The sequence below is a fragment of the Lacticigenium naphthae DSM 19658 genome (genome assembly GCF_000425865.1).
In the GTDB taxonomy this organism is placed as follows: Bacteria; Bacillota; Bacilli; order Lactobacillales; family Carnobacteriaceae_A; genus Lacticigenium; species Lacticigenium naphthae.
The window spans coordinates 1-21234 of record NZ_AUEG01000005.1 but is presented as its reverse complement, the minus strand read 5'-3'; the positions used below and the strand labels follow the sequence as shown (position 1 = coordinate 21234).

Below are 21234 nucleotides of genomic sequence, written 5' to 3'. Positions count from 1 at the left end.
TCATAAATAATGTAAACAACTTAGGAGGAATACTATGTCTATTTTTTCATCTGACGTTTTTACGGGTAAACATGCTTTAATTACAGGAGCTACTGGTGGAATCGGTTATGAAACAGCAAAGGTTCTCGCTGCAATGGGAGCAGCTGTGACGGTTACCGGGAGAAAAAGGTCTGTATTGGACCAACTGAAAGAAGACATTGAAAATCAACTACCGAATGCGAAAGTTAGTGCGGTAGTGGCGGATTTGACCATCGCTTCTGAAAGAGAGCGTTTAGTTCATCTCGCAGAAGAACAATTGGGACCTATCTCTCTGTTGGTCAATTCAGCAGGAATAAGTGGTGGTGGAATAATAGAAGAGTTAACACAAGAAGTGTTAGAGAAAATCATGCAGTTAAACTACACTGTACCTATTCTTTTGAGTCAACAAATTTATGAGTCTATGAAGAAAAATAAAAAAGGTGCGATCGTCAATATTTCGTCTCTGTCTGGCCTAAGAGGTACTTACGGAGGAACTGCTTATGTGGGTTCCAAGTTTGCACTAAATGGGTTTACTCAGTCGTTTGCTTTGGAAGCCATTAGACACAATATCCGCGTCAATGCTGTCTGTCCAGGATACGTAGATACAAAAATGGGAAGGGACGCTATTCGCTCAAAAGCAACACGGGAAAATAATAGTTTTAAAGAACAATTTAAAATCGAAAGTGAAAAAATACCATCTGGACGCATCACCACTTCAACTGAAGTCGCCAATACGATTGCTTTTTTATTGACGGATGCTGCGGAAAACATTGTGGGAGAAACGGTCAAAATTTCAGGCGGATCTGTTATGCGCTAAAGAATAACTTAGATGACCTAATTATTCTTGGCTACATCAATGAAATGAATACTTGTTCCAAGTAAAAAACGATCCACGACAACCCCGTTTGAATATAAATAAGTACATGTAAAGTTTCTATCTAAAGTTCACAAAACTCAATCGAAATCCATTCGTCTGATCGCCAAACTTCTGTCCTTTTGAAACGATAATTTTCTTTTGCAGCAAGTCCATTAGAATCCCATCAACTTCTGTTTCTGATTTGTTGGGAAAATGGCAATACAGATGAAAGCCTCCCTTAGCAGACTCAAATTCTATATCATCTCCAAACTCTGCTCGCAACCATTGCTCCAGGTTGCGGGCTCTTTGTCGTAATTCGTTTTTAATTTTTTCCTGATGCTCGGCCATCTCGGTCCGTAAAAAATGGTCGGCCATAAATTGGGGCAGAAAGCTCAGTTCTGAATCGATTTGAACGCGAATATCTGCCAATTCTTTCAGGATAGTCTCTGGACCGATCATCCAGCCGATGCGTAAATGATGCCCGGCGAATTTAGATAAGGTACCTAAATAAATGACTTGTTGCTGCTTATCCATCTTTTTTAAAGGGGAATTGGCGACTGACTGGTCGAAAGTTAAGCCGCCGTATGCGTCATCCTCAACGATGGGGATTCGTTTCATCAGACAATATTCTAGGATCTCTGCTTTTCGCTGAGGACTTATTACCAAGCCGGTCGGGTTTTGAAAGATGGGATTGAGAAAGATCATCTTAAGTGGATAGTTGATAGATGCTTCCTGTAATCCATTGACAGTCATCCCTTCCGCATCCATTGATATGGGAATGATACGTAGACCGGCTGCTTGAAACAAGCGAAGCGAATAAAAGTAGGAGGGTGCTTCGATACCAACGGCATCTCCTGGTTTCAATAGTCCTTGTGAGATAAGAAACAACGCATTTTGTGTGCCAGAGGTGATCATGATTTCCTCTAGCGGAACAGTCATCTGATACGTTATTTTAAGATACGACTGGACACTTTCTCTTAAAGAGTGAATACCCGTATTACGGGGAGTCTGTTCTTTTTCCTGCTGGACGAGTTCTTTCCAAGATAAACTGGGTGACTGAAGTGCCGGCAATAATTCAGAAGGGAGGACACCAGTAGATAGGTCCAGGGTGTTTTCTGATTTTTGTGCCCGCAATTTTTCAGCTGCCTGTTCGTATTCGCTTTTTCTTTTTAAGTTTTCATTGGTAAGTGAAGTTCCCCAATTGATCAAGGGCTTTGTCTGCAGTCCCCATTTATCTGGGTTTACATATGTTCCGCTGCCCTTCTTTCTATTGAGCACACCTTGAGCCGTCAATTCCTCCATGGCCCGGATCACAGTGGACCGGTTCACGTTCAATGCTTCAGCCAATTTTCTTTCAGAAGGCAAACGGGTACCAGGGATCAATTCTCCAGATTTGATTTTTTCTTCTATTAAAAACATGATTTTCTGATAAAGGGGCAGAGATCCATCTTGATCGATGATCCAATTTTCCATAAGATTTCCTCTTTCTTCTGTATTTTATTTTAGTGTAACACAAAATTGGATGGGTTAATTAGGGTCCAATTGGATGTAGGTTACGACTTAACTTATGCGTATACTTAACGTGAGTTAAGTATGAACATTCAGGAGGAAATAATTATGAGTAAAAGAACGATTGGAAGCGAAAGAGTTAAACGTGGGATGGCTAAAATGCAAAAAGGCGGCGTCATCATGGACGTAGTCAATGCCGAACAAGCCAAAATTGCTGAAGCTGCTGGAGCCGTTGCGGTCATGGCCTTGGAACGCGTGCCATCTGATATACGGAAAGCTGGCGGAGTTGCTCGAATGGCTAATCCTAAAATCATTGAAGAAGTCATGAATGCCGTCAGTATACCGGTCATGGCAAAAGCACGTATCGGTCATATTTCTGAAGCACGTATTTTGGAATCGATGGGCGTGGATTATATTGATGAGAGTGAAGTATTGACTCCGGCCGATGAAGAATTTCATTTATTGAAATCCGATTATGTTGTTCCATTTGTCTGTGGCTGTCGTGATTTAGGGGAAGCTCTACGTCGTATCGGTGAAGGGGCATCTATGCTTCGCACGAAAGGTGAACCCGGAACCGGAAATATCGTTGAAGCTGTTCGTCACATCAGAAAAGTGAATAGCCAAATTTCTGTCCTTTCTACTAAATCAAACGATGAATTGATGACATTCGCTAGAGACATAGGTGCGCCATACGAATTAGTGAAAGAAGTGAAAGAACTTGGCAAATTACCAGTTGTCAACTTTGCTGCCGGCGGTGTAGCTACACCGGCTGATGCTGCATTGATGATGAGCCTTGGAGCAGATGGCGTGTTTGTTGGTTCGGGCATCTTCAAATCGGAATCACCGGAAAAATTTGCGCGTGCTATCGTTCGGGCAACCACGAATTATGAAGACTATGCATTGTTGGCTGAAATTTCTAAAGACTTGGGTGAACCCATGAAAGGGATCGAAATCAGTCATCTCCAGCAGGATGAGCGAATGCAGGAACGAGGTTGGTAAGTATGGCAATAACTATAGGAGTCCTTGCTGTACAGGGTGCGGTTAGAGAACACCTTCTGGCTTTGAAAGTATTAGGAGTAAAAGCAGTATCGGTCAAGAAAGCAGAAGATTTAGAAGGTTTAGATGGCTTGATCATTCCCGGCGGAGAATCGACGGCGATCGGTCGACTTATCCGGGAACAAGGCCTGGAAGATCGTCTGCATTCTTTTCATAAAGAAGGTAAAGCCATTTTTGGAACGTGTGCAGGCCTTATCCTGTGCAGCACGGACAAAAGTCACAAAACGGATGACTTACGACTAGGTTTTATTGATATGGAAGTCGAACGGAATGGTTTCGGAAGACAAGTGGCTAGCTTTGAAACGTCATTAAATTTCGAGGGGATCGATCAGGAAGTTGAAGCAGTATTTATTCGCGCCCCTTACATTCAGTCTGTTGGCCCAGACGTTAAGGTCCTAGCTACCTTTGATGGGAAAATCGTCGCTGCAGAACAAGATAACGTGCTAGTGACTGCTCACCATCCTGAATTAACGGAAGACTATGCAGTCTTGAACTATTTTTTAGATAAAATCGGTAAGTGATCTATCTTTTGGAATGATTTAAAAATATTCAATGAATTAATAGATTGAACGAAGCCAAAAACATGGAAGTTTCCATGTTTTTGGCTTTTTTAGTGGAAAACCGACAATACTTGTTGATGAAAAAGAAAGGATGCTATCGTTTGAAAAACTCTTTTTTTCTTTTTAAATAAACAATCTAAAAAATAAGTGACACAAGTGTAACTTTGGTGTACAATTAATTTTGCAAGTAATTTTTTAAAAAGAAAGAGGGATATTAATGGTATTAGCTTTAAAAGAGCTCCTGTATTCAAAAGGTCGATTTATCATGATCGGATTTATTATTGTATTGATATCGTGGTTAGTCTTTATTTTATCTGGCCTTGGAACAGGACTATCCGCATTGTCTACGGGTGTAGTGAGCCAAGCAGATATTACGGGAATTGTATTTGAAGAAGGTTCGGAGTATAGTTTGTCAAAATCAAACATTTCAAGCTCACTTTCTGAAGAGGTTTCAAAACAAGAGGGCGTGACGGATACTGCGGAAATCAGCACGTTCAATACTTCCGTACGCAAAGAAGGAACAGCAAACGAAAATGAAAAAATCACTGATGTCGTGTTGATCGGGATCGAACCCAATTCCTTTATGCAACCGGATATAGTGGAAGGGAGCACATGGAACACCAGTGAACAAACTCAAGTTATTGCGGATGCTTCTTTACAAAGTGAAGGATATAGTATTGGAGATTCAATCGAGTTTAGCGGAACCGATAAAGCAGTGACGATCGTTGGCTTTACAGAAAATAAAACATTGTATCATCAATCAGCTCTCTACGCGCAAACAGATGATTTTCGTGACATTCGCTTTTCTGAACCAGAATTAGCGAATGGAGCAGAAGATAGTGTGAGTGGGATAGCGATACAAGGTGATGAAGTGAATATGGCTGCCTTGAGTGAACCTGGTTCAGGAATAGAATACGGAACAAAAGAAGAAACGATCAAAGCGATTCCTGGCTATGTGGCTGAAAATGCTACGATAATGATGATGCTCTGGTTCTTGATGATCATTTCTGCCTTCATTCTGGGAGTGTTTTTCTATGTATTGACCAACCAGAAAACCCATCAATTTGGTGTGCTGAAGGCTATTGGAGGAAGCAACGGGTTCATTATGCGCTCTGTGGTTTCACAGGTCTTTGTATTGTCATTGATCAGTATTCTTCTCGGGATCGGATTGACTTATCTGACTGTTTTAGCTTTACCAGAGACCATGCCGTTCCAATTGGAGACCAATATGGTCGTCATTTATAGTGCGGTTTTACTGGTGATCAGTGTCTTGAGTTCACTGTTTTCAGTTGCTAGGATCTCTAAAATCGATCCACTGACAGCTTTAGGGAGGATAGAATAATGACAGGTATTCAATTAACAAATGTAACGAAAAAGTATATAGAAAACAAGTTTGAAATTACAGCGTTAGAAAACGTTTCTGTACGAGTCGAAGCAGGGGAATTTGTGGCCATTGTCGGTCCTTCTGGCTCCGGTAAAAGCACTTTTTTGAGTATCGCCGGTGCCTTATTGAAACCGACTGAAGGTCAGGTACTGATCAATAATCAGGATATAACGAGTTTACATGAGAAACAATTATCTTCTGTGCGTTTAAATCAAATTGGATTCATTCTTCAAACAGCCAACTTGATACCGTACTTAACTGCCGTGGATCAATTATTGATCGTGAAAAAAATGAAGGGGTCTGTCTCAAAAGAAGATAGAGCCTTTGCTCTGCAATTGTTAAAGGATCTTGGACTCGAAAATAAAGAAAACAAATTTCCAAATGAATGTTCAGGCGGAGAGCGTCAGCGGGTCGCTATTGCGCGAGCCTTCATGAATGATCCGGATATCATTCTGGCGGATGAACCGACATCTAGCTTAGATACTAAGCGAGGACATGAAGTGGTTCAACTAATGGCTGAACAAGTCAAATTACGTGGAAAATCAGCTATAATGGTAACGCATGACGAAAGAATGTTAGATTACTGTGATCGAGTCTATCGAATCGAAGATGGCGTACTGACAGAAGAAGTCCATACGCAGCTAGCTTAGCAGACTATACAATAAAAGCCATTCAAACAGTACCTGTTTGAATGGCTTTTATTTTTCTGGCTCGTCCTGTTTTCGTTCTTCACTTTGAAAAATACCATGTGCAAGGATTTCTCGGATAAAAATGGCCCGCTCTGATGAAGTTAAACCAGATCGATCTTCGATCATCACACTATGAAAAATCATTGAAATCAACAAAGGAGCAGGTATCGAGGATTTGAAATATCCTTTTTCTTGTCCCGATACAATAAATGATTGAATGTGGCCTAACATTATTTCGTGTAATATCTCGGAAATATTCTCTTTATCCTTTAGCTGTTTTCCTTGAATGTGGAGTTTTTGAAGAAACATAGTCGACAGTTGGTGAACATCACTGTAATTAAAAATGAGTTGAAACAATTGATTGAAATGTTCTTCTACATCTTCAGACCAATCCAGCTCCTCAAACTCGGTCAAGAATTTTTTCATTTCAAAGGTAAGATAATCATTGATCAAATCATCTTTATTGGAATAATATTTGTATATAGCTGCTCGAGAAACGTTTAAATGATCGGCTAGTAAACCAAAGGAAAAATGATCATAACCAGTCTCCATCAATAAATGATGGGTTTGATCGTAAAGGTCCTCTACACTAAATTTTTTCTTACGTGACATGCGGAGCATCCTTTCGTATGGTTTCCTTTATTGTACCACTAGAAAAACAGTTCCACAGTAATTTTCAGTTAAGGAATAGTAAATTTATACCTTATTCTAACTCGGTAAAAATATCACGGTACAGGATCAGGTCAAATGTGGGAACTTCCAAAAATTTAAGCCACCTCCACAGAGATGGCTTAAATCAAACGCTAGTTGATTGTTAAGGAAGTAAGACCACTTTTCCTAATTTTCCTGCTTTTTTAAAATAAAGTTGCGCTTTACGTGCTTCTTCTAAAGGAAAGGTACGATCGATCACTGGATTTATTTTCCCTTCAGATACAGCTTGAAGCAGACGCTTGAATTCTGCTCGTGTACCCAAAACAGAGCCGTAAAGAGTGATGTGTTTTAAATAGACTGTTCTAAAATCGAGCTCTGTTTTCTGACCACCGGCAGATCCAGAGATACAGAATTTTCCGCCTTTTTTTAGGACGTTTAAAGAGGTAGCGAACAAGGCATCTCCGACAACATCGAGTACTGAGTCGACCGGTCCTCCATTGACCTGAATGATTTCTTCGGCAAGATCACCGGATTTATAGGATAAAACATGGCTTGCCCCCAGTTTTTTCATTTCATCTTCCAAAGCTAGGTCGCCAACGATTGCAATGACTTTGGCTCCAAATACTTTTGCGGCGATTTGTACATTCAAAGATCCAACGCCACCATTTGCTCCCGTTACCAGTATTGTTTCTCCAGGTTGCACATGGATTTGTTCGTTCATATGCCAAGCCGTCAAACCGCTAACTGTAAACACCGAACTTTCTGTATAGTCAGCAAGGGGCATATCAAAGCATAAATCTGCAGGCCAGGCTACGTATTCTGCATAACCACCGTCGTATTCAGAACCGATGAAAGACATGTCCTCTGCTATATGTTCCAAACCCGGTTTTCCACTTGAGGTAAATGGGAAAAGAACAACATCTTTTTCTAACATGGATTTATCTACAGCTTTCCCGATTTCCACTACAGTTCCTGCTATATCAGATCCAGGGGTGCGAGGAAACTGAACGCCTTCTGGTCGCCATCCTGATTTTGAACCTACACCGTAAGCTCCTTCTCTCATCCAGATCTCTGTGTTGTTTATTGCACAGGCTTTGACTTTGATCAGCACCTCAGTTTCTGTGGGCTCTGGAATAGCTTGATCAACTAATTCTAACTTATCTACATCTCCGTATCCTGTTACTTGTACAGATTTCATAGACATGACCACCTTTCTTATTGTTCTTTTAAGTGTTCGTATTAAGAAAAATACGAGTGTGTTGGTTACAAAGGTACTATTATTTAGTGAATACATTTACTGCATTATATCATAGTTATAATCGAACTATTTATTCAGCAAGCTTCCGATCCTATGTGATCTCTGTTCCGTTGACAGTTGAGGAACAGATTGTATTATTCTAGAAAGGAGAATTGGATGAATGCTATTCAATTGAAACGAACGTATGATGAAGTAGAGGAAGATGACGGATTTCGGATACTAGTCGATCGCTTATGGCCGAGAGGAATAAAGAAAGAAAACTTAACACAGGACTGGTGGCCAAAAGAAATAGCCCCTACTACTGAGACGCGAAAAATATTTGACCATGATAAAGACAAATTTGGTTGGTTCAAAGAAGTTTATAGGGAAGAGTTAAACAGGAACGAAAAGAAAGAAAAATTTCTAAAGGAAATTCAAGAACAGTTAGAGAAGCAACCGGTCACTTTAGTGTATGCTGCAAAAGACAGAGAAGTGAATCATGTAGTCGTCTTAAAAGAATGGATAGAAGAGCAATTGAACAAAAAAACTCTCAAGAGATGAACTATCGTGCTCTTGAGAGTTTTTTATTTAAAAAGAAGAATTTTAATCCTCTTTGAAATCATCTTGAACGGGAAGCCATTCATCGATATTGTAAATGATTTTAGGGATGATGAAATAGTTGATGACTTCTACGCCTTCTGTTTCGGGTAAGGTCCGGTTGATAAAATTATACATATCATCATTATCTAAAAAGCGTGTTTCAATGGATAAATTGGCTTTTCCCCACCCGGTTGCTATATAACAAACATTGGGATTGGCTTTGCAGTCTTCTATGAATTTGTTGTAGACGCGTTCATCAACTTTCAAGTTGATGTCTGCAATGGCATTGTATCCAAAACTACTGGGATCAACAATGGTCGTGATACGCACAGTATTGTCTGCAATCAATTTTTCGATCCTTCTACGCACGGTTCGTTCGTTCACATCGATCTTTTTGGCGATCTTTGCGACGGATTTTCTTGCGTCTTTAGATAATTCTTGGATAATTTTAAAGTCGATTTGATCATAATTTTTTTCTTTTTTTGCCATAGTCATTTTTCTCACTGAATAACTGAGAAATTCCCTCCTTTACATAAAGTAAGCTCAACCTTATAGTAGCACGAACTAATAGACTAAAACAAGGAAGAAAACCGCAATAAGGTAAAAAAATGTCCGATTATGACATAACACATATAAATAATGACATAAAATACGTTAATTTTACATATTGTCTATTGACTTTGTGACTTTTTATATATAAAATCAAATTGTAGAGTAGTGAAAACGTGAACAATACTATAGAGGAGGGAGTTAAATTGTGTCTTTCAACAATGTTGTACCACTAGCGATCATTATTCTCTTTATAGGGAGTCTAGTCCTAGTTAGTAATCTAGCGAGTAGGCGAATCAATAATGCAGAAGATTATTTAGTTGCCAGTCGAGGAGCGCCCTTATTCTTAGTGGTGGGAACTGTGTTTGCTACCTTTTGGGGTGGGGGAACAGTCATTGGTGGGACGGGTGCGGCATTTCAAGATGGGGTATACGGAGTAATTGAAGACCCTTTTGCTGCTGGTTTATCGCTCATCATTATCGGGCTCTTTTTCGTCAAGATCCTGAGAGGCTTAAAAATCAATTCGGTCGGCGAAATTTATACACATAGATTTGGAAGCGCTACCGGATATATAGCGTCTGCCGTGATGATCCCTACTTTCGTTATTTGGACAGCTGTTCAGCTTCTAGCAGTCGGGAAAATTCTTTCGGTATTATTCAATCTGAACTTTTTTATGAGTTATATCATTGCACTGATAGTTGTTGTGGCTTTCACTTATATGGGTGGCTTATTGGCTGTTATCTGGACAGATTTTATTCAAATGATCGTCATTTTTATCGGATTGATTTTGTTGCTCGTGATTGGTTATAACGCAGCTGGTGGATTGGGAGAAATCGTCACGCATACACCAGACGATTTTTGGCAGTTCATCCCTTCTGAAAAAGGATTGATGCCGTGGATCACATATGTTTCTATGTGGGCCGGAATGGCTTTAGGGAATATTCCCAGCCCCGATATCGCTCAGCGTGCGTTGATGGCAAAAGATGCCAAGACTGCGCAAAGAGGGATGATCATTTCTGGAAGTTTGTATTGGACATTTGGATTTATTCCTGTATTTTTAGCGTTGATCGGTCATACACTGATCAGCACGGGCATACTGGATGGCAGTCTGATTGCCCAAGACAGTGAATTACTTATTCCTTATTTGGCCAAAGAATTGTTGAATCCTGTTTTACTGGGCATCTTCGTTGCTTCATTGATTGGAGCCATCTTGTCGAGTGCCAGTACTTCTTTATTTGCCACAGCCGTCATTTTTTCGAATGATATTATTTATCCATTATTTTTAAAAAAGAAAAAAACGGATGTAGTGGATCAGAACTATTTATTAAAAGTGACACGCTACTGCGTTGTGTTGACGGGGATCTTAGCCGCTTTAGTTGGCTTGTTGAGTTCAAATATTTATGACATGACTGTTTTTGCATTTACTTTGCAGTTCGGCGTTCTGTTTTTCCCATTCATTATTGCCTTGAAAGCTAAATGGGCAACGTCATATGGAATTATCGCCGGAATGCTTGGAGGATTATCGGTGAATGTATTCGGAGGGATCATCCAGCAGACGATCATACCGGAACCGTGGGAATTTTTCACGCTGGTACCCCCGTTGGTCAATATCGTGTTGATCGTGATCGTTTCACTCTTTACGAAGAAAAGTGATCGATCCAAACCATTAGAAGATATATATATTTAAAAAAGATAAAGGGGAGATTTATATGAAGATACCATCATCCAGTGCAACGGATTTGAACAAGAAGGATTTAAGACACATGTTGACGATGAACGAATTTACCAAAGATGAAATCGACGACATGCTTGAATTGATGACTTTACTAAAAAATGCACGGAAAGACAATGCTATTCCTGAATTATTTAAAAATAAAACTGTCGGAATGATTTTTGAAGCCGGTTCTACACGCACGCGTGTCTCTTTTGAAGCCGCCGCTACTCTACTTGGTGGACATGCAATTTTTCTATCCAAACGGGATATTCATTTAGGAGCCAAGGAAACCATTGAAGATACAGCAAGGGTCCTTTCCAGGATGTGTGATGTCATTGTAGCCCGGACAAATGATGGCGAAACGACTCAAAAACTGACAGAATCTGCAACTGTACCAGTTATTAATGGACTGGACACGGTTTACCATCCTACCCAAATGCTAGCGGATATCTTTACGATGCAAGAACATTTACCCGAAGGAAAAGAACTGACAGATTTGACTGTTGCCTTTATGGGAGATGAGACGGATGTATGCCGGTCATTATTGTTGACCTGTACGAAATACGGGATCAATTTCAAACAAATTGGACCTAAAAAATATCATATGGAAGAAAAATGGTTGCAACTAGCCGATAAAAACTGTCAGGAATCTGGAGCGCACTATGAAATTACAGAAGATACCAAAAAAGTTTCGGAATGCACAGTCGTTTATGGAGACAGTTTCTACTGGACAACACAAGTGGATGAAAAAGAAGAACGGTTAGCTGCTTTTATGCCAGACTATGTCATTACCAAAGAGTTAATGGAAAAAGCAGCTCCAGGAGCGATGTTACTCCATTGTCTCCCTGCAAATGACAAGGAAGAAATCACCAGAGAAGCGCTAGAAGGAGACTACAGTGTCGCCTTCGATCAATCCGAAAACCGCTTGACAGCACAAATGGCGATCATTGTTTACTTTACTCGTCACTACGTAAAAGATCCTTCCAAAGAAGTACGTGAACAGCATCAAAATAAAATCAATGCATTTTTGGAAAAATTATAAAACAATAGAAAGGAGAATTGTAGATGGCAAAAAAAATGAGCGGCACTCCTAAAAAAGATGGATACAGAATGCCGGGAGAATTTGAGCACCATGAAGGTTGCTGGATGATTTGGCCCGAGCGCACAGACAATTGGAGGCTAGGGGGAAAACCCGCACAAAAAGCTTTTGTGGAAGTTGCGAATACAATAGTAGAATATGAAAAAGTGACGATGTGTGTGTCGCCGGGACAATTTAAAAATGCACGCGACATGTTAAAAGATTCAGTCCGGGTCGTGGAAATGTCTGTGGATGATTCCTGGATGCGCGACAGCGGTCCAACATTTGTCAAAAATGATGATGGAAAAGTCAGAGGTGTAGATTGGCGCTTCAATGCGTGGGGTGGTCTAGTTGATGGATTGTATTTCCCGTGGGACAAAGATGATCAAGTTGCCCGGAAAGTCTGTGAGATTGAACGAACTGATTACTATTCATTGGAAGAATTTATTCTAGAAGGCGGGTCTATTCACACAGATGGGGAAGGGACCGTAATCGTGACCGAAGAGTGTCTGTTACATGAAAGTAGAAATCCGACATTGAGCAAAACGGAAATCGAAGAGCACTTAACAAAATATTTGGGAGCCGAAAAAGTGTTGTGGATTCCAGAAGGGATCTATCTGGATGAAACAAATGGGCATGTGGACAACATCATGCATTATTGCGCCCCAGGTGTTATTGTACTGGCATGGACGGATGATGAAAATGATCCCCAATATCCTCGCTCCAAAAAGGCTTACGATTATTTAACAAATGAAACGGATGCCAAGGGAAGAAAGTTAGAGATCCATAAATTGCACATTCCAAATGAAGTCTTGATTACAAAAGAAGAAAGTGAAGGTGTCGATAAAGTCGATGGAACGTTGCCTAGACAAGAAGGCGACCGTCAAGCTGCTTCCTATGCAAATTTCTATATAGCAAACGATGCCATTATTCTGCCGTTATTCAATGATGAAAAATATGATCAAAATGCTAAAGATGTTTTAAGTGAAATCTTCCCTGATAGAGAAATACGGGGTGTATATGCCCGCGAAATCCTCTTAGGCGGAGGGAACATCCACTGTATTACCCAGCAACAACCTTCAGCTAAGTAGAAGAAGAACTAAAAAACTCCAATAAGAGGTGAGAAGGATGGAAGAAAAAATAGGCGAAAATATTGTCGCCGAGAAAGATGTCGCAAAAGTCAGTCTTTTTAAAATGGTCAGTTTCACCGTAACAGGAATAGTGGTATTGGATACGTTCGTAGCCCCCGCAGCTATGGGTGCTTCATCTATCACTATGTGGTTACTTACTGCAATTTTGTTCTTTATTCCTTATGGACTCATTAATGCTGAATTAGGTGCAACTTATCCTGAAGATGGTGGGATCTATGCCTGGGTCAAACGAGCATTCGGTCCTTTTCAAGCAAGTCTGGTGGCCTGGTATTACTGGGTCAATGTAGCTTTCTGGATGCCGGCGGTATTTATTGCGTTTAGTGCTTGGTTCTCTATGGCTTATGTCCCCTCAATGGGGAACGTTGCCGGAGCTACTTTAGCTATCGCGATGTGTTGGTTGATTGTATTTATTGGTATACGCGGAGTAGATTTGAGTCTGACTGTGACAAATATCGCTGCAATCTTAAAAGTGAGTGTACTGATCATCTTTGGGATAATGGGTGTGATGTACGCAATGCAAAATGGTTTGGCAAACGACTTTTCCCTTTCCAGTTTTGCGCTCAACTTAAACTTTGACACGATTTCGTACAGTTCCGCAATCGTTTACAATTTATTGGGATTTGAATTGATCAGTTCCATTGCATCTAAAATAGATGAGCCTGAAAAAAACATTCCGAAAATGACTATCATGGCTGGGATATTGATTGCGGCTATGTACATTATCGGGACCTTTGGCGTTTTAGCGGCTATTCCCGCAGCCTCAGTCGATCCACTTGACGGCTTCTTCTATGCTTTACAAGAACTAACAACTGTCTTTGGACCTGCTTCAGGAATCGTCTTTAATGTCACGATGGTCGTTGCCTTATTCACCTTGGTTTCCAACATGATTTCTTGGACATTGGGTGGCGTAGAAGTATTGGACGAAGTCGAATTCACAAAACATACTAAAATACTCGGTCATCGGAATGAAAAATTTGATACACCCGATTACTCTTATATATTAATGGGATTGATATCCACATTCTTGATCATTTTGAATTTTACACTGAGTGGAAATGCCAACGATGCATTCTGGACGATACTGTCCTTTAGTTTCTTGATCTTCTTTCTACCTTATCTCTGGCTATTTCCGACCGTCGTTAAATTGAGAAAAGTAGACAAAGATATCGTCAGACCGTATGAAATTCCTTTTGGGAAATTCGGATTGTATGCATCCAGTATCATCGGTTTCTTATTTATCGCTCTGGGTATTATCTTACTCTTTGTCACAGGTGATGGTTGGGATCCTTTATACCATCTGACCTTGATCATTGGAACACTCCTCACAACACTATATGGTATATACTTGTATCGAAAGAGTTTGTAAATCATAGATTAATAATTATGTGAGTATAGGGGGGCAGAATCTCGAATGAGAATTCTGCCCCCCTATACTTTTTCTAACGTAAAAAATATCATATATGGACTAAAAGTAAAATAATTCTTCAAATGTTTTGTCCAGTGCAATACATAAAAGCAGAGCCAGTTTAGCTGTAGGATTGAACTGTCCGGTTTCGATCGAACCAATCGTTTGTCTGGAGACGCCAACTAAAGCCGCCAAGTTTCCTTGGGTAAGATTTTTTTCTGCCCGAACAACTTTCAAGCGATTATGTAAAATCAACTCTTCATTTTCTTCTTTCATCTTAATACAGTCCATAGTTACTGAGTAAAGTCGCAAATGAGAGTAAAACGGCCAATGTGCTAAGAATACCAGCTACAAGATACCCTTTATTTTTTTCAAGTAACCGATACTGATAAAAAGAAGAGGCAGCGGTCTGAGCCATTAAAATCATCAGAATATCTGAAGCAGATTCATTGAAATAGGCTCTTAGACCGATCAATACAATCATAATTGCAGATACACTTAACCAGCCAATTCGAAAGCTTGTCAATCTCACCTGTTCTTCTCGTTCATCGCTCATCTCTTTGCGAGCTTTGTTTAAAATATCCTTTTTATCCATATGATCTCCCCCCACTAGTAAGTTACTATAAGATTAGTACTTCACACAAATTTTGTCAAGTATACTTTGCATTTAGACAAGTAAACTTGCTTTGGAATATATAAAAACTAGTAATACCAGATTGCTGTATTAAAAAAAGGGTGATATAGTAAAATCTATTTTTCAATTAGAATTTTTTATACAGAAAAGATAAGTTGATTTATTGAAGATAAGTAAACAAGACATCTAAAACTTAAATCCTTCATGATATTTACTTTTCGAATGGATGTTATACAATGAAAGTAACTATGCTATGAACTATCCAAAAATTATTTTTGAAAATGCTTAATACAATTCAAAAATAGCATCTATCTCTAAAAGAAAGTTGGGGAAATCATGAGTCAGAATAATAAAGAGCTGTTTGCATATGAATTTTTACTTTTACTTGAAAAAAACTCGCTCGAATCGATTAACATTAAACAATTGACCACTAAGAGTGGTCTCAGTCGTCAATCTTTTTATAATTATTTTTTAGATAAAAATGACTTAATACAATTTATTTATGAGAAATATATTATTCCTGATTTTGATGAAAACAATTTGAATATAAATTTTCGTGATTCACTGCTACTCTCTTTTAAAAACATGAAGAAATACCATCGTTTTATGAAAGAAGCCTGCATGAAAGAAGACCAAAACTGTCTCAAAGACTATATTTTCAACCATTGCGAAACATTTGATCTTCAATGGCACCAAAAACTGTATGGAAAAAAAACGATGCCAAAAGAATTAGTTTTTGCAACAAAATATCATGCAAATGCATCGAGTAGTATGACTCTTTCTTGGATCATATCTGATATGCCTATTCCTCCTGCGGAATTAGCTACTAGGATCACTGAAATGAGAGGAATGGGTATGGAAAAAATGTTTGAAAAAGCCGAAACAAAAGGCGATCCTTATAAATTCAGTAGGTAGGTTTACAATATACTCTTTTTGTAAATGGATTCCTATTCAAATAAGCAGTAAACTTAAGGTGTAAAGAGAACCGTAATTTCTAAAAGGGGGAATTTTATGGTAAGAAAATTGTATTTAATGCGACACGGTGAAACGGTATTTAATCTGCACAATAAAATACAAGGATGGTGTGACTCTCCTTTAACGAAAAAAGGAAAGGAACAAGCACGAGCCGCAAGAGCCTATTTTAAAGAAAAGCAGATCGATTTAGATGCAGCCTATTGTTCCACAAGTGAACGAGCCAGCGATACACTTGAACTTATTACAGAACTACCCTATAAACGATTAAAAGGCTTGAAAGAGATGAACTATGGAGAATTAGAGGGAGAAAGTGAACGGTTAAACCGACATTTGACACCTAAAGATGCGGAAACATTTTATTTGCAGTTTGGTGGGGAATCTTCGAATGAAGTAAAAGATAGAATGACTCGGACGCTAACGAGTCTCATGGAAAATGAAGACCACGAACATGTTCTTGCGGTTTCTCATAGTGGGGCTTGTTTCAATTTTCTAAGAGAAATTCAGGATCCAATGAAGGAACTAAAAAAGGGATTTGGTAATGGGACTCTATTCGTTTACGATTATATTGACGAGACCTTCACGCTGAATGAAGTTATTCGCCAACCAATTTAGGAGGAATTTACATGGAATATACAAGACTTGGAAATACGGGATTAGAAGTATCTAAAATTTGTTTAGGTGGGATGAGTTTTGGCGATCCAAATAAATGGATCCATTCCTGGGTACTAGATGAGGAGCAGTCAAGAAAAATCATAAAAAAATCTTTAGATATGGGAATCAACTTTTTTGATACAGCCAATGTATATGGACTTGGCAGCAGTGAAGAAATCATGGGAAAAGCGTTGAAAGACTACGCAAAGCGGGAAGAAATAGTCATTGCGACGAAAGTAAGCGGAAAGATGCATGAAGGCCCTAATGGAGAAGGCTTATCACGCAAGTATATTTTACATGAAGTCGAAGAAAGTCTGAAAAGACTAGAAACAGATTATATCGATTTACTGTATATCCATCGGTGGGATCACCACACACCTATTGAAGAAACGATGGCTGCATTGCATGATTTGGTTAAAGCCGGCAAAGTACACTATTTAGGGGCATCAAGCATGTTTGCCTGGCAATTTCAACAGGCGCAGAATTGTGCAGAAAGAAATGGCTGGACGAAGTTTTCAGTGATGCAAGGGCACTATAATTTACTGTATCGGGAAGAAGAAAGAGAAATGAATCCGTATTGTTTTGAAACAGGTGTCGCTCTTGCTCCGTATAGTCCCCTTGCATCTGGAAGACTGACTCGTGACTGGGGAGATTCAGATTCTAAGCGATTCCAGGAAGATGAGATCGCCAAAAGAAAATATGAGTCGACCAAAGATACAGATAAAAACATTGTAGAAAGAGTCAAAGTCATTGCCGATAAACAGGGGGTGACACGTAGTCAAGTTTCAGTAGCCTGGCTATGGGCCAAAGGAGTAACTGCTCCGATCGTCGGAATCACGAAAGAAAAATATCTGGATGATTTTGTAGGAGCATTTGATGTCTCATTAAGCGTAGAAGATATCGCTTATTTAGAAGAACCGTATACCCCACATGAGATAGTGGGACATAAATGATCAAGCACAACTAAATTAGATTCCCAAATAAAAAAACTCCTTTTCAAAATCAAATTGAAAAGGAGTTTTTTTTAAGCTGACTATTTCTATCATTCTTTGCGAGTGTATACTTTGTGTGTAGTCTTTTGTTGAATGTGTGAAGGACTTTTTAAAGTTATCATACTGGGAATTACTTTTGTTCGTGCAGGCTTGTTCGTTTGATGTGTTCAATGTCTTGTGTTCCGGCTAGTTGCATGACACGGGTCAAATCAGTTTGGAAGTAGTCAAATACAGACCGGACACCTTTCCAACCACCTAATGCAAGTCCAAAGAGTGCAGGACGGCCAATAGCGACGATGTCTGCGCCACTGGCTAAGGCTTTGAATATATGTTCGCCTCGGCGGATACCGCTGTCGAAAATGATCGGTACGCGTTTTTGTACCACTGCAGCGATTTCAGGTAACATTTCAAACGAACCAGGCGCTTCGTCTAATTGTCTGCCACCATGATTAGAGACCCAGATTGCAGAAGCACCAGCACCGATCGCGATCAAGGCATCTTCGGGAGCCTGGATCCCTTTGACGATCACTGGCAGACCAGAATAGTCCACTAAGAACTCCACATCTTTCGGACTGATTTTTTGCTTGGATTGTGCATAGATATTGTTGAGGGACATATCTTTTCCTGAGCCAGTTAAATAACGGGATACGATCGGCATACCAAAGGGATAGACAAATTGATTGCGCATATCTCTTTCACGATTGCCGCTGAGTGTGGCATCGGCTGTTAGAATAATAGCTGTTGCGCCGTCAGCTTTGGCTTCATCGAGAATGTCTTTGTTCAACTGGTCGTCTTTGCTCATATAAATTTGGAACCAACGCGGAGAGCCGTTCAAACCGGCTTCGATTTCTGCAAAGGAAGCTCCAGAATAGGCACTGATGGACATGATCGTACCGAATGCAGAAACTCCTTTTGCGGTTCCGACTTCTTTTGTTTCGTGCGCCAATCCGTGGGCAGCGATGGGTGCCATGATGATAGGAGCGGGAATGTCATGGCCCAATATGGTGGTGGCTGTATCTGGCTTCTCCACATTCGCTAAGACTCTGGGAATAATGCTTTTATGTTTGAATGATGTTATATTCATTTTTTTAGTATATTCTTCTCCGGAGGCTCCGGATATATAATCAAATCCACCTTTTGGTATCAGACCAGCTGCTTCTTTTTCTAAATCAAAGACGTTGATAATAGCCAAATCTTGAATCTTTGAGGGTGCAGCATAAACTTTTTTATGATTTTCGGACATAAGTATCCTCCTAGTAGGTTTCCTGAGTAGTATATTCAAAATGGAGCACTAATATAGTTAACTGACAAAAAATCAGGGTTAAAATACTTAGTCTGATGCGAAACAGAGATAGTCGATCATCAGCAAGATTTTTCTGCTAACTCAGTTGTCTTGTAACTATGTCTAGTTTAACAAAAAATGAGGTTTAGTAGCACTACAAACTTTCTTTCTAATAAAAAGAAGAGAAGGCACGACTCGATACAGTAAAGAAAAATGGACAAAAGGATGACTGTCTTTATGAAAAAAAACGAAGGAAAGCATAGAAAAATGACAGTGACTGCGAAGAAGCTGAACTGTCCCAGCAAGCACGAGAGGATGTCGAGGTGGTCCAAACGATGAGAAGGTTCTTTTTTTGCCTTACTATTTCTATCATTCTTTGCTAGTATATACGTTATATGTGCATTTCTTTGTTGAATGGAGGAACGAAATGGATGAACACTTGGATATGCAAACAGGAATAAAAGATGCCATCCCCACAATGCTGGGATACATAGGGATCGGGTTAGCTTTTGGTATTGTAAGCAAAGCAGCCGGACTAGATCCATTTACAGTTTTTCTGTTGTCTACGTTTGTCTATGCGGGGTCGGCACAGTTTATTATTGTAGGCTTATTGAGTAGTTTAAGCCCGACTTTATCGATCGTGTTAGCGACACTGTTGGTGAATTCACGATTGCTTTTATTGAGCATGACTGTGGCACCGTATTTTAAACAAGACAGTATGGTAAAAAATATTCTGATCGGAACTTTGCTGACGGACGAAACATTCTCATTGGGTATGAATAAAGTGAATTATTCAAACGATCAGCTGACTTTTGGCTGGTACAATACGGCGAACATCCTCTCGTATCTTTCCTGGATAACATTCTCCGTTTTGGGAGCTGTAGTAGGCGAATATATCGGGGATCCGAATGCATTCGGACTGGATTTTGCGATGGTGGGCATGTTCATCGGATTGCTGTATTTACGGTTCATTTCGGATAATAAAACACCCCGATCACTGCAATTACTGGTGATCAGTTTTACTTTTTTACTTGTATATGTCGGACTCATTTTTATTCCGAGCAATCTGCTGATTCTTGTCGTGACACTTCTGGGATGTACGTTTGGGGTGGTGATAAAACATGCCTTCTTCTGAATATCTGATATATACCATCGTGGGTGCGAGTATCGTCACCTGGCTACTGAGAGTCTTGCCGTTTATTTTTTTGAAAAAGCTTACTTTACCACAGTCAGTAGCAGAATTTTTGAGCTTTGTTCCTTTAGTCATCATGGCCGCTTTTTGGTTCAGTAGCTTATTTACCCAGGAAGTCGGAAGTTTGCCTACTGTGAATTGGGAAAATGTACTGGCGTCGACGCCTACAGTAGTGAGTGCGGTCCTCTCAAAAAACTTACTTGTTATCGTCATAACAGGAGTGATCTCTCTTGCGCTCATTCGTTTTCTTACTTAAAATGAGTTTGAATAAAACAGAAAGCAAAGGAGGATAAATATGAGCGGTGTTGAAATAGATTTTGTCAGCGGGGATAGTCTAAAAGCTTTAGACTTGTATGAAAAAATATTTGAAATCAAACGGATCGAAGTATCTGATTTACCTAAAGGAGAAAATGAAGTTGTATTTGAATTAGAAGGGGTTCGTTTCCATATGCTGGATGAAAACCCTGCATTTGGATTAAACGCGCCGACTTCAGAACATCCGAATACGATTTGGTTCAATGTCAGCGTGTCAGATATAAAAGAAGTCTATGCAAAGGCACTAAAAGAGGGGTGCATGGAAATCCAGCCCGTGACAGAACTACCTGATCACGGAGTGGCCAATGCTATTTTTGTAGATCCTTTCGGGTACCAGTGGATGCTGCATCAGATCCACAAAGAAGTCAGCCATGAAGAACGCATCCAGTTATGGAAAGATAAAAAAGCAGCCAATGAATAAAGGAATAAAAAAACATACTAAGATTAGTAGGTAAAGACCACGACGGTGGTTTTTACCTACTATTTTTCTTTTATAGAGGTATAGTAAGGGTGAAAGGAAGCTCGACTGAAGCCTCAGGGACTATGAGTCCGAAACAAAAACTGAGCTCCCTCACTGTCATTTCTAAATCAGGTTTAAGTATGTGGGACCATGAGTCCGAGTACAGGAAATAAGACACGAAATGAAGCAGTGATGGTCTTTCAATACAAAAGAAAGCGAGGAATAATATGACTTATGTACTAGCTTTAGATGTTTCTATGGGGAAAAGTTATGCCG

General features: G+C 39.7%; 23 protein-coding genes. 16 read left to right on the top strand and 7 right to left on the bottom strand.

The genetic code is table 11. The annotated features are described in order from the left end of the window. Positions 1 to 34 precede the first annotated feature (34 nt). Positions 35 to 835, top strand: a complete 801-nt coding sequence (locus tag H626_RS0105910) for an SDR family NAD(P)-dependent oxidoreductase (RefSeq protein WP_027108532.1) — start codon at positions 35 to 37, stop codon at positions 833 to 835. A gap of 117 nt (positions 836 to 952) precedes the next feature. Here H626_RS0105910 and H626_RS0105905 read toward each other — a convergent pair whose 3' ends face one another. Beyond that, entirely contained in the window at positions 953 to 2347 is a 1395-nt protein-coding gene (locus H626_RS0105905; protein ID WP_027108531.1) for an aminotransferase-like domain-containing protein, read from the bottom strand. Between the two features lie 144 nt (positions 2348 to 2491). Here H626_RS0105905 and pdxS point away from each other — a divergent pair, with 144 nt between their 5' ends. The 4 genes from pdxS (at position 2492) to H626_RS0105885 (ending at position 6033) form a co-directional block, all read left to right on the top strand. Next, a complete protein-coding gene (gene pdxS / locus H626_RS0105900; RefSeq protein ID WP_027108530.1) occupies positions 2492 to 3382 on the top strand; it encodes a pyridoxal 5'-phosphate synthase lyase subunit PdxS in 891 nt (296 codons plus the stop codon). Positions 3383 to 3384: 2 nt separating this feature from the next. Continuing rightward, a complete protein-coding gene (pdxT, locus tag H626_RS0105895) occupies positions 3385 to 3960 on the top strand; it encodes a pyridoxal 5'-phosphate synthase glutaminase subunit PdxT (protein ID WP_035618779.1) in 576 nt (191 codons plus the stop codon). A gap of 256 nt (positions 3961 to 4216) precedes the next feature. Further along, complete coding sequence (locus H626_RS0105890; protein WP_027108528.1) at positions 4217 to 5341, top strand: ABC transporter permease; 1125 nt, start codon at positions 4217 to 4219, stop codon at positions 5339 to 5341. Then, entirely contained in the window at positions 5341 to 6033 is a 693-nt protein-coding gene (locus H626_RS0105885; RefSeq protein ID WP_027108527.1) for an ABC transporter ATP-binding protein, read from the top strand. Before H626_RS0105890 ends, H626_RS0105885 begins: the two co-directional genes overlap by 1 nt. A 48-nt stretch (positions 6034 to 6081) precedes the next feature. Here H626_RS0105885 and H626_RS10750 read toward each other — a convergent pair whose 3' ends face one another. Then, on the bottom strand, positions 6082 to 6684 hold the full coding sequence (locus H626_RS10750) for a TetR/AcrR family transcriptional regulator (RefSeq protein WP_051237871.1): 603 nt from the start codon (positions 6682 to 6684) through the stop codon (positions 6082 to 6084). Positions 6685 to 6886: 202 nt separating this feature from the next. Next, positions 6887 to 7921, bottom strand: a complete 1035-nt coding sequence (locus tag H626_RS0105875; protein ID WP_027108526.1) for a zinc-binding dehydrogenase — start codon at positions 7919 to 7921, stop codon at positions 6887 to 6889. A 216-nt stretch (positions 7922 to 8137) separates the two neighbouring features. On the opposite strand from H626_RS0105875, the gene H626_RS0105870 reads away from it, so the two are divergent. Beyond that, the gene (locus H626_RS0105870) at positions 8138 to 8521 is read left to right on the top strand and encodes a DUF488 domain-containing protein (protein ID WP_027108525.1); all 384 of its coding nucleotides are present in this window, start codon (positions 8138 to 8140) and stop codon (positions 8519 to 8521) included. A gap of 42 nt (positions 8522 to 8563) precedes the next feature. On the opposite strand, the gene H626_RS11180 is transcribed toward H626_RS0105870, so the two are convergent. Then, positions 8564 to 9049 carry an Lrp/AsnC family transcriptional regulator gene (locus H626_RS11180; protein ID WP_169449783.1) on the bottom strand — a complete coding sequence of 162 codons (486 nt, stop codon included), beginning with the start codon at positions 9047 to 9049 and terminating at the stop codon, positions 8564 to 8566. Positions 9050 to 9317: 268 nt separating this feature from the next. Between H626_RS11180 and H626_RS0105860 the strand changes: the two genes are divergently transcribed. The 4 genes from H626_RS0105860 to H626_RS0105845 are packed head-to-tail and all read left to right on the top strand — an operon-like array spanning position 9318 to position 14418. Then, positions 9318 to 10796 carry a sodium:solute symporter family transporter gene (locus H626_RS0105860; RefSeq protein WP_027108524.1) on the top strand — a complete coding sequence of 493 codons (1479 nt, stop codon included), beginning with the start codon at positions 9318 to 9320 and terminating at the stop codon, positions 10794 to 10796. A 22-nt stretch (positions 10797 to 10818) separates the two neighbouring features. Further along, positions 10819 to 11865: an ornithine carbamoyltransferase gene (gene argF / locus H626_RS0105855; protein WP_027108523.1), complete on the top strand. Its 1047-nt coding sequence runs from the start codon at positions 10819 to 10821 to the stop codon at positions 11863 to 11865. 23 nt (positions 11866 to 11888) lie between these two features. After that, the gene (gene aguA / locus H626_RS0105850) at positions 11889 to 12992 is read left to right on the top strand and encodes an agmatine deiminase (RefSeq protein WP_027108522.1); all 1104 of its coding nucleotides are present in this window, start codon (positions 11889 to 11891) and stop codon (positions 12990 to 12992) included. A 37-nt stretch (positions 12993 to 13029) separates the two neighbouring features. Then, on the top strand, positions 13030 to 14418 hold the full coding sequence (locus H626_RS0105845; protein WP_035618777.1) for an APC family permease: 1389 nt from the start codon (positions 13030 to 13032) through the stop codon (positions 14416 to 14418). Between the two features lie 99 nt (positions 14419 to 14517). Here H626_RS0105845 and H626_RS0105840 read toward each other — a convergent pair whose 3' ends face one another. Together H626_RS0105840 and H626_RS0105835 are read right to left on the bottom strand one after the other, a co-directional pair. Further along, positions 14518 to 14733 (bottom strand): helix-turn-helix transcriptional regulator, encoded by a 216-nt coding sequence (locus H626_RS0105840; RefSeq protein WP_035618775.1) that lies wholly within the window; start codon positions 14731 to 14733, stop codon positions 14518 to 14520. Position 14734: 1 nt separating this feature from the next. Beyond that, entirely contained in the window at positions 14735 to 15052 is a 318-nt protein-coding gene (locus H626_RS0105835; protein ID WP_027108519.1) for a DUF6442 family protein, read from the bottom strand. A 375-nt stretch (positions 15053 to 15427) separates the two neighbouring features. Between H626_RS0105835 and H626_RS10740 the strand changes: the two genes are divergently transcribed. From H626_RS10740 to H626_RS0105820, 3 genes are all read left to right on the top strand, one after another. Continuing rightward, on the top strand, positions 15428 to 16006 hold the full coding sequence (locus H626_RS10740) for a TetR/AcrR family transcriptional regulator (RefSeq protein ID WP_051237867.1): 579 nt from the start codon (positions 15428 to 15430) through the stop codon (positions 16004 to 16006). 96 nt (positions 16007 to 16102) lie between these two features. After that, the gene (locus H626_RS0105825; protein WP_027108518.1) at positions 16103 to 16678 is read left to right on the top strand and encodes a histidine phosphatase family protein; all 576 of its coding nucleotides are present in this window, start codon (positions 16103 to 16105) and stop codon (positions 16676 to 16678) included. 11 nt (positions 16679 to 16689) lie between these two features. Next, the gene (locus tag H626_RS0105820) at positions 16690 to 17670 is read left to right on the top strand and encodes an aldo/keto reductase (protein ID WP_027108517.1); all 981 of its coding nucleotides are present in this window, start codon (positions 16690 to 16692) and stop codon (positions 17668 to 17670) included. A gap of 169 nt (positions 17671 to 17839) precedes the next feature. Here H626_RS0105820 and H626_RS0105815 read toward each other — a convergent pair whose 3' ends face one another. Beyond that, positions 17840 to 18952: an alpha-hydroxy-acid oxidizing protein gene (locus H626_RS0105815; protein WP_027108516.1), complete on the bottom strand. Its 1113-nt coding sequence runs from the start codon at positions 18950 to 18952 to the stop codon at positions 17840 to 17842. Between the two features lie 466 nt (positions 18953 to 19418). Between H626_RS0105815 and H626_RS0105810 the strand changes: the two genes are divergently transcribed. From H626_RS0105810 to H626_RS0105800, 3 genes are read left to right on the top strand one after another with little or no spacing between them, the layout of a single operon-like run. Next, positions 19419 to 20126, top strand: a complete 708-nt coding sequence (locus tag H626_RS0105810; RefSeq protein WP_027108515.1) for an AzlC family ABC transporter permease — start codon at positions 19419 to 19421, stop codon at positions 20124 to 20126. Then, positions 20113 to 20439 (top strand): AzlD domain-containing protein, encoded by a 327-nt coding sequence (locus tag H626_RS0105805; RefSeq protein ID WP_027108514.1) that lies wholly within the window; start codon positions 20113 to 20115, stop codon positions 20437 to 20439. The genes H626_RS0105810 and H626_RS0105805 overlap by 14 nt, the downstream gene beginning before the upstream one ends. Before the next feature lie 39 nt (positions 20440 to 20478). Next, positions 20479 to 20919: a VOC family protein gene (locus H626_RS0105800; RefSeq protein WP_027108513.1), complete on the top strand. Its 441-nt coding sequence runs from the start codon at positions 20479 to 20481 to the stop codon at positions 20917 to 20919. The last annotated feature ends 315 nt before the right edge of the window (positions 20920 to 21234 follow it).

Bases quoted from the DNA above. Each gene is read 5' to 3' on its own strand.
- H626_RS0105800 (WP_027108513.1), top strand. From the start codon at position 20,479: ATGAGCGGTGTTGAAATAGATTTTGTCAGCGGGGATAGTCTAAAAGCT.
- pdxS (WP_027108530.1), top strand. From the start codon at position 2,492: ATGAGTAAAAGAACGATTGGAAGCGAAAGAGTTAAACGTGGGATGGCT.
- pdxT (WP_035618779.1), top strand. From the start codon at position 3,385: ATGGCAATAACTATAGGAGTCCTTGCTGTACAGGGTGCGGTTAGAGAA.
- H626_RS0105845 (WP_035618777.1), top strand. From the start codon at position 13,030: ATGGAAGAAAAAATAGGCGAAAATATTGTCGCCGAGAAAGATGTCGCA.
- H626_RS0105890 (WP_027108528.1), top strand. From the start codon at position 4,217: ATGGTATTAGCTTTAAAAGAGCTCCTGTATTCAAAAGGTCGATTTATC.
- aguA (WP_027108522.1), top strand. From the start codon at position 11,889: ATGGCAAAAAAAATGAGCGGCACTCCTAAAAAAGATGGATACAGAATG.
- H626_RS0105805 (WP_027108514.1), top strand. From the start codon at position 20,113: ATGCCTTCTTCTGAATATCTGATATATACCATCGTGGGTGCGAGTATC.
- H626_RS0105820 (WP_027108517.1), top strand. From the start codon at position 16,690: ATGGAATATACAAGACTTGGAAATACGGGATTAGAAGTATCTAAAATT.
- H626_RS0105905 (WP_027108531.1), bottom strand. From the start codon at position 2,347: ATGGAAAATTGGATCATCGATCAAGATGGATCTCTGCCCCTTTATCAG.
- argF (WP_027108523.1), top strand. From the start codon at position 10,819: ATGAAGATACCATCATCCAGTGCAACGGATTTGAACAAGAAGGATTTA.
- H626_RS0105870 (WP_027108525.1), top strand. From the start codon at position 8,138: ATGAATGCTATTCAATTGAAACGAACGTATGATGAAGTAGAGGAAGAT.
- H626_RS0105835 (WP_027108519.1), bottom strand. From the start codon at position 15,052: ATGGATAAAAAGGATATTTTAAACAAAGCTCGCAAAGAGATGAGCGAT.
- H626_RS10740 (WP_051237867.1), top strand. From the start codon at position 15,428: ATGAGTCAGAATAATAAAGAGCTGTTTGCATATGAATTTTTACTTTTA.
- H626_RS0105885 (WP_027108527.1), top strand. From the start codon at position 5,341: ATGACAGGTATTCAATTAACAAATGTAACGAAAAAGTATATAGAAAAC.
- H626_RS0105810 (WP_027108515.1), top strand. From the start codon at position 19,419: ATGGATGAACACTTGGATATGCAAACAGGAATAAAAGATGCCATCCCC.
- H626_RS0105910 (WP_027108532.1), top strand. From the start codon at position 35: ATGTCTATTTTTTCATCTGACGTTTTTACGGGTAAACATGCTTTAATT.
- H626_RS0105840 (WP_035618775.1), bottom strand. From the start codon at position 14,733: ATGAAAGAAGAAAATGAAGAGTTGATTTTACATAATCGCTTGAAAGTT.
- H626_RS0105825 (WP_027108518.1), top strand. From the start codon at position 16,103: ATGGTAAGAAAATTGTATTTAATGCGACACGGTGAAACGGTATTTAAT.
- H626_RS0105875 (WP_027108526.1), bottom strand. From the start codon at position 7,921: ATGAAATCTGTACAAGTAACAGGATACGGAGATGTAGATAAGTTAGAA.
- H626_RS11180 (WP_169449783.1), bottom strand. From the start codon at position 9,049: ATGGCAAAAAAAGAAAAAAATTATGATCAAATCGACTTTAAAATTATC.
- H626_RS0105815 (WP_027108516.1), bottom strand. From the start codon at position 18,952: ATGTCCGAAAATCATAAAAAAGTTTATGCTGCACCCTCAAAGATTCAA.
- H626_RS10750 (WP_051237871.1), bottom strand. From the start codon at position 6,684: ATGTCACGTAAGAAAAAATTTAGTGTAGAGGACCTTTACGATCAAACC.